This window comes from Streptomyces sp. NPDC002851, assembly GCF_053591935.1.
The window spans coordinates 17,739-30,667 of record NZ_JBSFUT010000003.1 but is presented as its reverse complement, the minus strand read 5'-3'; the positions used below and the strand labels follow the sequence as shown (position 1 = coordinate 30,667).

At 67.7% G+C, this 12,929-nt stretch carries 10 protein-coding genes; 3 read left to right on the top strand and 7 right to left on the bottom strand.

The annotated features are described in order from the left end of the window. Window positions 1-631 precede the first annotated feature (631 nt). The 7 genes from ACWD10_RS03680 to ACWD10_RS03650 all read right to left on the bottom strand — a co-directional run bounded on the left by ACWD10_RS03680 (window position 632) and on the right by ACWD10_RS03650 (window position 9,915). Complete coding sequence (locus ACWD10_RS03680) at window positions 632-2,101, bottom strand: hypothetical protein (RefSeq protein WP_451086593.1); 1,470 nt, start codon at window positions 2,099-2,101, stop codon at window positions 632-634. A gap of 64 nt (window positions 2,102-2,165) precedes the next feature. Beyond that, on the bottom strand, window positions 2,166-3,026 hold the full coding sequence (locus tag ACWD10_RS03675; protein WP_451086591.1) for a hypothetical protein: 861 nt from the start codon (window positions 3,024-3,026) through the stop codon (window positions 2,166-2,168). A 1,652-nt stretch (window positions 3,027-4,678) separates the two neighbouring features. Then, a complete protein-coding gene (locus ACWD10_RS03670; RefSeq protein ID WP_451086589.1) occupies window positions 4,679-5,728 on the bottom strand; it encodes a CBS domain-containing protein in 1,050 nt (349 codons plus the stop codon). Then, window positions 5,712-7,529, bottom strand: a complete 1,818-nt coding sequence (locus ACWD10_RS03665; protein ID WP_451086587.1) for a GmrSD restriction endonuclease domain-containing protein — start codon at window positions 7,527-7,529, stop codon at window positions 5,712-5,714. The genes ACWD10_RS03670 and ACWD10_RS03665 overlap by 17 nt, the downstream gene beginning before the upstream one ends. Before the next feature lie 779 nt (window positions 7,530-8,308). Next, complete coding sequence (locus ACWD10_RS03660) at window positions 8,309-9,079, bottom strand: TIGR02679 domain-containing protein (RefSeq protein WP_451087189.1); 771 nt, start codon at window positions 9,077-9,079, stop codon at window positions 8,309-8,311. 241 nt (window positions 9,080-9,320) lie between these two features. Further along, window positions 9,321-9,554, bottom strand: coding sequence for a hypothetical protein (locus ACWD10_RS03655; protein WP_451086585.1), 234 nt, complete (start codon window positions 9,552-9,554; stop codon window positions 9,321-9,323). Beyond that, window positions 9,544-9,915 carry an SbcC/MukB-like Walker B domain-containing protein gene (locus ACWD10_RS03650; protein WP_451087187.1) on the bottom strand — a complete coding sequence of 124 codons (372 nt, stop codon included), beginning with the start codon at window positions 9,913-9,915 and terminating at the stop codon, window positions 9,544-9,546. The genes ACWD10_RS03655 and ACWD10_RS03650 overlap by 11 nt, the downstream gene beginning before the upstream one ends. A gap of 156 nt (window positions 9,916-10,071) precedes the next feature. On the opposite strand from ACWD10_RS03650, the gene ACWD10_RS03645 reads away from it, so the two are divergent. The 3 genes from ACWD10_RS03645 (at window position 10,072) to asnB (ending at window position 12,925) form a co-directional block, all read left to right on the top strand. Beyond that, a complete protein-coding gene (locus ACWD10_RS03645) occupies window positions 10,072-10,311 on the top strand; it encodes a hypothetical protein (RefSeq protein ID WP_451086583.1) in 240 nt (79 codons plus the stop codon). Between the two features lie 104 nt (window positions 10,312-10,415). Further along, window positions 10,416-10,907 (top strand): hypothetical protein, encoded by a 492-nt coding sequence (locus ACWD10_RS03640; protein WP_451086581.1) that lies wholly within the window; start codon window positions 10,416-10,418, stop codon window positions 10,905-10,907. Between the two features lie 161 nt (window positions 10,908-11,068). Then, window positions 11,069-12,925 carry an asparagine synthase (glutamine-hydrolyzing) gene (gene asnB, locus ACWD10_RS03635; RefSeq protein WP_451086579.1) on the top strand — a complete coding sequence of 619 codons (1,857 nt, stop codon included), beginning with the start codon at window positions 11,069-11,071 and terminating at the stop codon, window positions 12,923-12,925. Window positions 12,926-12,929 lie beyond the last annotated feature (4 nt).

Genomic DNA, 12,929 nt, shown 5'->3' with positions numbered 1-12,929 from the left:
CGAACTACCCGAACGCCCAGTCCAGCTACAAGTCCGCCTCACCACCGCCGGCAGAGCCGCCGTACGCGCGTCCCAACCCCCCACGACCAGCCCCCCACTGGCCGAATGGCTTCAAGAGGCCCTGACCAAGGTGTCCCAGGCCGGACCCGACGGCCTGGCCAAATACGAGATCAGCCGCAGCGCCGCACGCCGACTCGGTCCCCGCGGACTCCGCTACATCCAAGACGCCCGCCCCTGGTCATACCAGCTCACCCGAGAAGGGCAATCAGCTCTGGCAGCAAGCGAAATGCGGGGAGGTACCACCCAGCACTCTGACCACAGCTGACCGCGGTTCTCAAGCCTCTACGGCCGCCTCATGCCCACCCGGTTTGTCCCCCGCCAGTGTTCCGCGCCATGCGGCCGCTCACCCGCCACGAGGCGTTCCGGCTGTTGGCCGACGATCTGTAGGCCGCTGCTGTGTCCGCACGCCAGGACGCCGGCAGATCGCCCGGGACCGCCTCCGCCTCCACACGCACACTGAGTCGAGTGCTATTTGACTCCGCTCCACGCGGGTCGGCCGCATGCAGCGCCTCCAGAGCACCAGCAGAGACATGCGATCGAGTGGACGTACGCGGTCTTCCGGCTCTCCTGGTCATCTGCTGTAGGGGCCGTACGGACTCCAGCCATGCAGGAACGGTTCCAGGTCGCTGTGCCGCGGCGCCGGGATCTCGGGCAGGTGAAGCGGCCGGCTGAGAGGATCGAGTGAACGTACGTACTTCGAAGCCCACGTCAGCCACTGTTCGGCCGCGCTGCGTTCGGCCCCGTCGGGCAAGGCGGTGATTCTGTCGCGGGCTGCCGCGAGGTAGTCGTCGAGGCGTGCAGCCTGCCGCCATGCGTGCTCCTGCTGCTGCAGCACTCGGATGCGGAACGCTTCGGCGTACTCGAGGCGGGCCTGCCGCATCGCGGCCTCCCACCGGCTGAGCTTGTTGCGGGCCTTCTCCTCTTCCTCTGCCCGCTTCCGTTCCGCGGCCAGCCCGCGCAGATCTACTTCCTGCACGATCTCGGGGAGTTGGTCTTCCAGGGGCCGATCGGCCGCATCCGTCCAAGTCGATCGGCGGTGTTGGATACCGCCATTGAGTGCGATGGCCAGGCGGCTGGAGGGCGAGTAGTCGTACGCGGGAATCTTGACCCAGGAGTACCGCTCGGCGTCGGCGAGTTCCTTGGCTGTGGGAACGTGCTCGGTCCGGTCCTGAGCCTGCCCGAAAGAGAACCCGCACAGCTGCCCCCGTGCCGTGATCGTGAACAAGTCGCCACCACCCAGGGCCCGTGATCGGGATCGACGATGTTCCGCGCGGGGGAGTTGGACCTTGTGTCCCCGCCGCTCGGCTTCGGTCACGATGGCCTGCACGAGGCGCAGCGCTCGCTGCTGGACAGACTTGCTCAATCTGAGCGCAGGGCTGCCGTCCCTCAGCGCGCTGACGACAGCATGCGGCTTTCGGATCACATCCGGGACGGGGATCGGGGCGAGGACCGCGAGCTTCCATGCGGGAATGTCCTGGATCGAAATCTCATAGCCACCCGCCTTCCAGCCGTGGACCAGCTCCTTTCCCTCGGGCAGTTTCCCGCAACGCTGTGCCGAGCGGATCCGGGCCGTCCAGTTCGGGGCGCCGACACCATACTCTTGTGTGACCACAAGGGATCCACCCGCGGCAAGAAGGTCCTCGACCAGCTGCTCCCCCAGAGTCGCTCTCCGTGGCTTGGACGTCTTGTGCACTGCGGGGGCAGAGGTCGCCTGGGCAGGACCCTTATTCGAGGCATTGGCAGTCGAGGGTGCAGAGTCGGCGCCGCTTACGGAAGAGCTACCGGAACTGGTCTTCTTGGCGGTGCTTGACTGCGTTGTCGACGACGGCGGGTATCTCCCGCTCTCCAGATAGTGCCGGCCCGCCTGCGTGACCTCGGCGGTCCAGTGACCGCGGCGCCGGACGATGGACACCAGGCCTCGATTCCGCAGGGCCTGGGCACTCGTCTTGTAGGTGAAGTCGCCCCAAACACCTTCCGGGCAGCCCTGGGAGATCCAGCGAAGGACTTGCATCTGCCTCTCGTTGAGCGCTTTGGCCATCATCACCCCTTGTACGCACTGCTAAAGGCCTGGCGGACGAGACCCGTTGACGTCGCGCGCGAGACTTTCAGCCAGGCGGTGTCATCTTCCGGAAGACCTCAACGGGGATCTCGAACTGAGCCTCGATCTTGCTCGCGTCCCGGTCTCGGCCAGCCTGGCGGAGCATACCGACGGCCTGCTCAACGATCCCGCCGAGCCGGACCACTTCCGCGCGCAGGATGCGTAGTTCGGCAAACTTCTCAGCGGCTTCCGCACCGCACCACTCACGGACGAGATCACGGGCGGGCTTGAATTCCCGGTCGACTGCGGCACAGACCTCGGGGCTGAAGTGGTGCCCCTCCCGCTTGCCCCGACCCGGGGTGTACGAGCCGTAGACCGCCTCCCGTCGGGCTTTTTGCTCCTCACGTTCGACGTCCTGCATGACGCGTTCCGCGTGCAGGACGGCTCCCTTGCGGGCACAGGCCAGCGTCACCGGCCAAGGTGCCACCGCACTCCCGTCGTCGTACACCACCGTCAGCTCATCGCGGGTGAAGAAATCCGTGCTCTCTTCCAGCGCCTCGGCAAACGCCGTCACATCGTGCACATACAAGACCCCATCGTCCCGCCTCGAGTATCCGATGTCTGCCAGCTCTACCCAGGGACACGCATCGAACACGGCATCAGCGGCGCGCCGCTCAGGAGCATCGCGCGAAGGCGAAGCCTCAACCAGCTCGTTCCAAAAGCGTTCCCTCGCAAGCCACTCGTCGACCTGCTCCCACAGCACTCGTAGCTGAGAGCGCGGCACCCACGCCTCCCGGCCCTCTTCCTCGTCCGCAGTGAACCGAACCTTGATACGAGGAGGGCGCTTACTCCCGACACGGAGCACCTCCACCCGGGAGACAGGCCCTGTCGCCCGAGCGCGGAGAGCCCAGAACTCCCCCGCCTCCATCGCAACTCCTTCACGTAGACCTCTCATGACCGCATTGGCAGACCGATGCCTGCTCCACGCAGATGAGCGGCCTCTCGCACAGCACAGTTACTCATCAACGTGATCGCCAAGCTCAGCCTCCCGTTCCCGGTCCGCAAGGAATTTCAGGGCATGACGAATCGCCTCCAGCTGGCGCTTCCCAGCACCTCGCCGGCCGGCCCATCGACCTCGATGAAGCAGTAGGTCACCGTTGGCGGTGGCCCTCAGCGGCCGCCACCCGATGGGGCAGGAGACTGCGAATCCACCTCTTCGCTGCTCGGCATACATCTCAACATCCCGCAACACCCCAGCCCGCCAGTCATATCGGCCGAACCCTCCGAACACGACGACGTCCAGCGGTACCCTTGCCCGCCACGCTTGCGGCTCAGCCCGCCGACGAATCCCCACCCCGTGGCAGCGGCACCAGCCGACTCCGCATCAGTGGCACAAATCCGCAGCTCAGCGCCGTGCACATGACCAGCCATGTTTTGTGGCTCCTGCCCAGAACTCGAACCTGCGGTCAACGTCCTACCGCCGTAGCCGCACCACTTCCTCGATCACCAGCTTGCCCGCGCCGCCGACCAGCCGTTTCCCCTGTTCCCATGTTCGGGGTCCCCCGCCCCTCGGATTCGACGTCGCCGTCGGCGTAGAGGAGTTCGGTCAGGTCGGCGGCTGACGCCCCGGTGACGTAGCGGTTTCGCGTCGGCCTGGACGCGGGCCGTGCTGCTCGGGGGCAGCATCGCGTGCAGAGCCATGCCTGGCGATCCCAGGAGCCGGTGCCGACCTGGCAGGCGAGGGCGTGGAGCGGCTGGGCCAAGGCCTTCGGACCCGCCCTGCCCCGACGCGCGGTGGCGGAGCTGCGCATTGCCAGACCGTGCCCGCCACCATCCGGGCGCTGCGCCCCAGTCGCTCTCGGTGATCGGCCGAGCGCCACCAGGCCTAGGAGTTGGGCCTCGACCAGGGTGGCAGCGAGGCACCCCTCGAGGTCTTCCTCGCCCACCAGTAGGATGTCGGCCTCCTAACTGACCACGGCGTGCGCCAGGTGCTCTGCGCGGGCCCGCCCGCCGCGGCCAGCACGTGGCCCATGGGCCACGTGCTGGCCGCGGCCCGCCGGACGCCTTGACGCAGCGGTACCGCGTACGGAGTGATCAACGCCACGGGTTCCCATGCTTGGGCGGGAGTGGGACCTGAGCGCACCTACATGGGCGATGGGCAGCCCGTCCTTGCTGCCGAAGGCAGGGCGCTGCGCAGTTCGATGCCCTGGGCGAGACGAGCTGCGCTTCCTCCTGGCGACGTCGCTGAAGCGCGAAGTCGTCCACACTCAGCACCTCAGGAATTAGCAGGGAAACGCATCAGCAGCGCCGCACCAGCCGGAGTGCCGCGGAGCGGGCCGACCACCACCCTCCAATAGCGACAGTCGCCTCGACTGTCCGGCCGACACCAGCCCGATAGCGATGATTAGGCACACAGCGTGCGCCGCGTATGGTCACGTCGCCCAGGGCACGTGCTCCCGAACGTCTGCTGCGGGTAATTCAGGCGCGGGCACGTCACGAGCCGCCAGGCAGATCCACTCGGCCGCGCATCCTTGCCGAGGGCGGCGAGCACCGCTGCTCGACATCGACAGTGAGTTGTCCTCAGGCTGCGGTGGTCGCTCCATAGTCCGGGTCGTAGAGCCGCAGCATGCCTACGAAGCGGTCGAGCAAGTCGAGTTGTTCAGGCCTGAGTGACGGTGCGTTGAAGTGCATGACCGTGTTGCGGACGTCTTTCACGCGGCTGAGCAGCCCGATGAAATGGTCTCTGTCAACACCGGGCCAGCCGAGCTTGCGCCAGCGCTCCTCGTTGTCCAGGAGCCGGATGTACTCGCCGAACATCATCTCGTCGACAGATCTCCTCTTCTTGTGCACCTTCTGGACGTCGGCCTCGCCGTATACCCGACCCAGACAACGCCGCAGTCGCCGCTCGATCTCTCCCAGGGTGAAGAAGGGCCGGGCGACCGTGCCAAACTCGCCGGCAAGATCAGCGGAGGTGACGATGCCGCTCACCCGCCCATCCGCGGCTCGGACGAGGACGAACTCGTGGGCGCGGATGAGCGGCAGCACCGGCAGCAGGTGAGCGGAGGCGTTCACGATCTCGTACTCGCTGCTGATCGCACTGGTCAGGCACGGCTTGCGCCCGGTCGCGTGCATGTGGGCGATCGACGCCCAGGTGATGACCCCGTGAAGAGTCCCTGACACGTCGATCACAGGAAGTTGTGAGTATCCGTGCTCCACCATCCTGCCCATCGCCGGGGGCAGAGGATCATCAGGCCCTACCGACGTGACCCTGTGGGCGCACGGCAGGTCGTGGATCCGCATCGCCGCCTGCGGGAACATGCCGACGGATTCCTCGAGGTCCTCGAGGACCCCGGGGTCGTCGGCCGACTTCTGCTCGGTACCGCTGCTCAAATTCCCGGCGCCAGCACCCGTATCCCGCTCACGGACGACCGGGACGATGGCAACCTCGTCGTCCAGTGAACCGACCGCGAAGTCGGGCACCGTGGTCAGGCCGACGTTCTTCAGGTCGAGTCCAATCTGCGGGACGGACGCGTGGTCACGGATCCGGAAGCCCCACACTGACAGAAGGCCCCGGATCGGCAGGGTAGTGCCCCCCAGCCCCTTGACGGTCGCGTCATCCGGCGTAGCCATCGCTCGCCCCCTCGCGGACCGCGGCTTTGCCCATCTCTCGCTCCACAAGCCCCAGAAGCCTGGCTGTCCTGTCCCGGTAGAAAGCCTCGAAGTCGTCAGCGCGCAATGTCTTGGCGTCGATGAGGTGGGTGCCGACGATGTCATCGAACCAGTCGCCCGGACTTCCGGTATGCCGTTCGAAGGAGGGCAGGTAGACCGAAGGCAGGCTGGACCCCAGGGTCTGCTGCGCGCGGTAGGACAGCGGGGTCTTATTCACAATGCTGCTCATCCAGGAGCCGTCCACGCCGTTGCGCTCGAACCAGGTCTTCGGGAAGACCTGACGGATGTCCACGTACTGCCCGATCAGGGACTGCTCGCTGATCGGCTCTCCATGGAAGAACCAGTCGATTGCCCCCTCCTTGAGAAGCAGAGCGTAGATTCCCTTGTACGCGGCGCTGTTGCGAGACGTGAGCCGGTGCAGGCGCTGTTCTTGGAAGGTCGCTTCCGTGATGGTGTCGGGCTCCGGACCACCGTCCCGGATCCAGCCGACCACCTGCTCCACGTCCCGAACGAACCGGGTGTCCGTGACCCCTCCGTAGAGCTCACCAAGCACGCCGCACCAGTACCAGCGTGCAAGCCTTTCATGAGCGCCCGGTTCTTCCACCGCATCCCCGAGAATCACGCCAATCGCTGCAAGGGGCACTACCTGGGACCCGTACGGCAAGTCGCGTTCGCGGAACACGTGCTGTGTAGCGAGGAACCGGCCGACCCAGGACAGCGCTTCAGCCGTCTTCGGGGCGATCTGCGTGTAGTCGGCGAGCGGAAGGTGCAGCAGATCGCGACGCTTGCAGCTCACAGCCGGCGCGTTCGTCGCCCGGGGGTGCTCCGTCAGGAACTCCTGCTTACGTCGGTAGGTTCGCACCAGCGCGATGGTCTGGAGAAAGTCAAGACTCGTGAGCCCGGTTTCCTGACCGCTGTCCTTGTCCAAGGTCCCGAACACCGGGTAATCGGAGCACAGTTTGCCCTTGGTGGCCCGCCAGTCCTCGATGAGGCTGAAGTCCTCGCCCCCGTTGCGCTTCGCGAACTGCGTGTCACCCGCGTAGGTCGCCGTGAGCAGTTCGAAGACATTGAGGACGACGCCGCCGGTGTTCACCCGCTCGAAGACCGAGCACACCGCTTCCTTACGGGTTTCCTTCGGCAGCCGGATCAACGGCACCTTGAACCCTTTGACGGTGTCGATGACCCAGGCCTGAAACGCTGACCACAGGTCCCAGCGATCGTCAGCACCGCTGACGTAGGCCCGTTGCCACTTCCCGGTCTGCTCCGGCTCGAAGAGCAGATTCAACGGGAATAGGCCGCTCGCACACTCCTTCTCCCGCGTCGTGAGGTCCCAGGCCGTGCCACGGCCGAACGTACCCCGCACGACTCGGTCCTCCGGAACAGACAGGATTGCCTCGTCCCGGTCCGCCCTGTCGTCCACCGCCTTGGCGATGTCGATGTAGTACCAGCACCTGAGCGGCCTGTTCCGGGCACCGGTCGTCTCCACCGGACGGTCCGACTTGAGCGCCTGGAACAGAGATGTCAGCCGCTGCTGACCGTCGAGCAGCAGCTGTTCCGGGACGACGCGCGGGCCCACCTCGGTGCCATGCAGCGGCCGGGCCTTGAACTGAGCCTCGCCGCCGGTCTCAAGCGTCATGGCGACACCCAGCGGGTAGTCGAGCGTCACCGTCGCCAACAGAGCGCGGATCCGATCGTCGTCCCACTTCCACTGCCGCTGGAAATCGGGGAGCTGGATCCTCCCCGCCGCGACATCGTCCAGCATCTTGCCAAGGCTGGGCCCGTCGAGCGCCACTCCCACACCCCCGAGTAACTAGGACGCCCTTCTGCGTCACAAGAAAGGCATGTTAGTGGCAGGCATTCCAAACGCGCATGCTCGGGACTATGCTCCGGGCCCGTCCCGAGGGAAACCTTGTACGACGGTGGCGCCCTTCTCGGTGTCCAGGGCCGGAGCGTATCGGGCGGTGCACAGCGGCGTCGGGGGCTCCTCGGCGGCGCGGTGGAGACCAGCAGCGTGGGTGCGACGCACTGCAGCCCCAACTTCGCGAGGACGTGCACTGTGGCGACCCCGGCCATGAGTGCTGTGTCCTCTGAGCGGAGCAGCATGCCGGGCGCACCGTGCGCAGCCGTATGTGACGGCGAGCGATGTCCTTGACGTGCACTGTTACAGCTCCGTGCCCGGCTCGCGGACCTCAGCGAGACGAGTGCTGAGGATGTCCTCTGCACTCCACCCTTGTCGAAAGCGCAGTGCAACGAGGAGGGGTCGATCCAACGGACCATTGCGTGCCCTTCGGATTCGATGTCGCCGACAGTGGAAAGCAGTTCGTCCAGCCAGATCGCCGAAGCTGCTGACGTCACCGCCGAGCTGGCCTGGAACCGGCGGGCGGGCCCGGAATCCAGAAGGTCGCTGGCGCCGGGCCTCTCAGCCGCTTGCCCTCGTGACGCGCCGTGCGACACGGGCGTTCGAGGACGTCAGAACTCTGGCCGAGGGGCGCCTCTCAGGTGCCGGTGCATCATCCGAGCGGGTCGGGCAGTTCATCAGCGTCAGGTGCGGGTGAGGTCGGCCAGGAGCGCGGGCAGCAGGCGCTCCTCCATGACGGCGTGGCCCGACTCCCCCATGGCCCGTGCCAGTTTGGGGCCCCAGGGGCTGGGTGCGGGCGGGCCGCCGAGTGGTGTGTCCTGGCCCTGGTCGAGGGCTTCCGGTAGTCGGCGGCAGTCATGCGCCATGGTATTGCCCCGTGGCGTTTCACGGCGGCGGCGATGATGCGCAGGCCCGGCCCGGTCGAAGTCGGCCCGCCAGTGCAGCCGCTCCTGCGCGTACCGCGTCGGCGAGCAGCTTGTGGCAGGCGGCGGACGATAGGTCCTCGGTGCCACCAGGGCCGCGCTGTCGGCTTCAAGTTCGGCGGCGGCCGCGCGCAGGACGGCCGGGTTCTCGCACACGAAGATGTCACCGGCGGCGGGGACGACGGGGTCGTATGCGAGCTGGTGGAGGGTGAGCCGGAACGGGATACCGAAGTCGGCGGCGTCGCGCAGCCAGTCGCAGACCACCTTGTCGCCCTTGAGGCGGATGCCCAGGACGAGGACCTGGCTGGCGAGGTCCTCGGCGATGGCGCCCGCGCTGCCCCAAAGGGCGCGGCGTCCGGCTCTCTCGCGCGGGACGTCGCCGCCCGTTCGCTGGGCGAGAACGCGCAGGACGAGCTGTTCGAGCGGGGCGCCGGGGACGAGGGCATTGGTGTAGCCGGTGGCCCATTCGGCGAGGACCGGCAGCGGCACGATGCCGGAGGGGCCCTTGGGGAGTTTTTCGAGTCTTTCCAGGACGCGTACCGCCGCGTCGATCAGGGTGCGTCGCCGCGGCGCAGAAGGCGGGTGAGGGTGCCGTCGGCGGCGAGGCGGTCCAGCCGGGCCGCGAACCAGCCCTGGCCAGTGAGGCGGCTGGAGTGGTCGGAGGCCAGGACCTGTTCGCGGTGAGCGTCCTCGTCGGCGCGTTCGGCGGGTCGTCGCGCAGGGGGCCGTTCAGGCGGCCGAGGGTCCGGAGCGGGCCGGTGCCGTAGCGGTCTTACAGGTAAGCGTCCAGGCCGGTGAGAGGGAGGGCGAGGCGTTTGGCTGTCTCGGGACGGTAGCGGCCGGTGACGCCGAGGACGGTGCGGCGCACAGCCTCGCTCGGGGCGGTGAGGCCGATCTCGCCGTTGAGCACGCCCGAGGTGCGTTCCAGCTTGCTGCGGGCGTCGGCCAGCAGCCGTGTCCAGCCCTCACCGCGCAGTTCCTCGTAGCCGTGCTGCTCAGTCGGCAACGGCGGCCTCCTTCGTCCCGGGGCCGCGGCGGGTGCCGGGTGAGCCGAGGGCGGCGGTGAGGTCGCCGATGTCGTCGGAGAGCAGCTTCTCGCCGTCCCAGAGGAGCGGCAGCGCGGAGACGGTGTGGTCGATCGCCGAGTGCGCGAGGTCGTAGTGGGCAGCGGCGGGGACACAGGCGTGTGCGGCCCACAGGTCGTAGCCGGTCATGAACAGGTCGAGGTCGAACTGGGCAGCCAGCGACATCAGTTCGCCGCGGCCAGTGTCGTCGACGCTGGCGAACGCCTCGTCCAGGGCGAGCAGCCGCGGGGCGTGCGGGTGGCGGGAGTTGAGCACGGCGTACACGGCGGCGAACAGCGGCAGGTACAGCGAGACGGACTACTCGCCGCCGGAGAGGCGGCTGTGCTGGGCGCGGGTGAGCCGCTCCTCGCTCCGTCGGGGCGGACCAGCTAGAGGTGCACGAGTCCACCGGCTATGTCCGCAAGGAACAAGACCTGCTCAAGGCACCCGGTCATCAGCGTGGCGGATCCGGTGATCCGCTTCAACCAGCTGATCACCCTGCCCATGGTGGACATGGTGGAACGGCGGCGCGGAGCGCAGGGGCAGCCGTCCCGACCGACAAACCACTCGAAGATCCTCGACCCTCACTTCGAGGCGACAGCACGCGAATGGGCCCGCTCCTTCGCCATCGACTCGACCAAGCGGCTGTTGAGCGCGGGGAAGCCGCATGCCAGCACCAACCCAGCACGGTGCGTATGACTAGGGATGACCTCAGATGACGTCACGTCAGGAAATCCAGCGCCCATCCAGCACGGGCGCGTGAACGGGGTCAGCGCCGAAAGAGCCCGACCCCGTTCACCTGCATGTTTGCCTACCGTGCGAGAACACGCTATGCAGCGCGTCACGCGTTCCGGAACAACTCGACGTACTGGATCGGCTGGGACACCTCCACCAACACCCCGGACGCCGGCACCATCTTCCAGTGGAAGTCGTACGGCACCGGCGACCAGCACCAGCAGAACTACCCCGTCCTCATGAAGGTCGAGGGCGGGCAGCTCAAGCTCTTCCACATCAAGGTCGGCGAGGAGTGGACCCTGAAGTGGTCGACACCCATCGCCACCAGCACGTACAAGCGGATCGTGCTCGGCATCCACACCTCCACCGACGCCTCGTCCGGCTGGGTCGCGGCCTTCTACAACGGCACCAAGGTCGCCGAGTTCTCCGGGCGTACGTGGGACGACCTCGGCAACGACACCCGGTTCGGGACGTACGGCGCCGAGGTGAAGGACAAGCGCGCGATCAACTGGATCGACGGGCTCAAGGTCGGCACCACGTACGGCGACGTCGACAACTGACCTGTCCGGACCCGTAGTCCAGAGTCCAGGCGTCGCTCCACCCGTGGCCGGAATGTTTCGTTCCGATGTCGCCGCGCCTTGACCGCACACCATCCCCGGGCGCAGGCTCACATATAGCTGCTACGTACATGTAGTTTGCTGTTGCACCGAGGAGGTACCACATGTGCGGCATCACCGGCTGGGTCTCGTACGACCGTGATCTGAGCCGCGAGACCGGGACCCTGGACGCGATGACGGAGACCATGGCCTGCCGGGGCCCGGACGACCGCGGCACCTGGGCCGAGGGGCCCGCGGCGCTCGGGCACCGGCGGCTCGCCATCATCGACCTGCCCGGCGGGCGCCAGCCGATGACGGCCGCCACCGAGCGAGGCACCGTCGCCCTGGTGTACTCCGGGGAGGCGTACAACTACCCGGAACTCCGCCGTGAACTGGCCGTACGCGGGCACCGGTTCAAGACCGCGTCCGACACCGAGGTGGTGCTCCGGGGCTATCTGGAGTGGGGCGAGGGCATCGCCGAGCGGCTCAACGGGATGTACGCCTTCGCCGTGTGGGACGGCCGGGACGGCGACGGCCGAGACGGCAAGCTCGTGATGATCCGCGACCGGATGGGCATCAAGCCGTTCTATTACTGCCCGACCCCGGACGGAGTCCTCTTCGGCTCCGAGCCCAAGGCGATCCTCGCCAACCCGCTCGCACCGCGCCGGGTCCGCGCCGATGGGCTGCGCGAGCTGTTCGCCATGGTGAAGACGCCCGGGCACGCCATTTGGGACGGGCTCCACGAGGTCGAGCCCGGCACCGTCGTGACCGTGGACCGCGGCGGCCTGCGGCGGCGCGTCTACTGGAGCCTCGAGACCCGGGAGCACACCGACGGCCGGGACGCCTCGATCGCGCACGTGCGGGAGCTGCTCGAGGACATCGTGCGCCGCCAGCTGGTCTCCGACGTGCCCCGCTGCACCCTGCTCTCCGGTGGCCTCGACTCCTCGGCGATGACCGCGCTCGCCGCCCGCCGCCTGGCCGCGACCGGCGAGTCGGTGCGCAGCTTCGCCGTCGACTTCGTCGGCCAGACCGACCACTTCGTCGCCGACGAGCTGCGCTCCACCCCGGACACCCCGTACGTGCACGACGTGGCGCGCGCGGCGGGCACCGTGCACCAGGACATCGTCCTCGACTCGCACGCCCTGGCCGACCCCGAAGTGCGCACCCGCATGATCCGCGCCCGCGACCTGCCGCTCGGCTTCGGCGACATGGACAGCTCGCTCTATCTGCTGTTCAAGGCGATCCGCGAGCACTCCACCGTGGCGCTCTCCGGCGAATCCGCGGACGAGGTCTTCGGCGGCTACCTCCAGTTCTTCGACGAGCGGGCGCGCCAGGCCGACACCTTCCCCTGGCTCGTACGCTTCGCCGAACACTTCGGCGACGACGCGTCCGTGCTGCGGCCCGACGTCGCCGCGGCCCTCGACCTGCCCGCCTACGTCAAGGACGGGTACGCCGAAGCCGTTGCCGGGGTCCAACGGCTCGACGGCGAGAGCGACTTCGAGTATCGGATGCGGCAGATCTGCCATCTGCACCTGACCCGGTTCGTACGGATACTCCTGGACCGCAAGGACCGCGCCAGCATGGCCGTGGGCCTGGAGGTCCGGGTGCCGTTCTGCGACCACCGGCTCGTGGAGTACGTCTACAACACCCCGTGGGCCCTGAAGAGCTTCGACGGCCGCGAGAAGAGCCTCCTCCGCGAGGCAACGGCCGACCTGCTGCCCCGCTCCGTGTACGACCGGGTCAAGAGCCCGTATCCGTCCACCCAGGACCCCAAGTACGCAGCCGCGTTGCAGGACCACGCGAGGGAGCTGCTCGCCCGCCCCGACCACCCGGTCTTCGACCTGGTCGACCGCGAGCGGGTGCGCGCCCTGGCCACGAGTGCGTCCCTGGGCGGCACCCAGGCGGCACGGCATGGCCTTGAGCGGACCCTTAACCTGGCGCTGTGGCTGGACTTGTACGCGCCGGAGGTCGAGGTGGGCTGAGGGG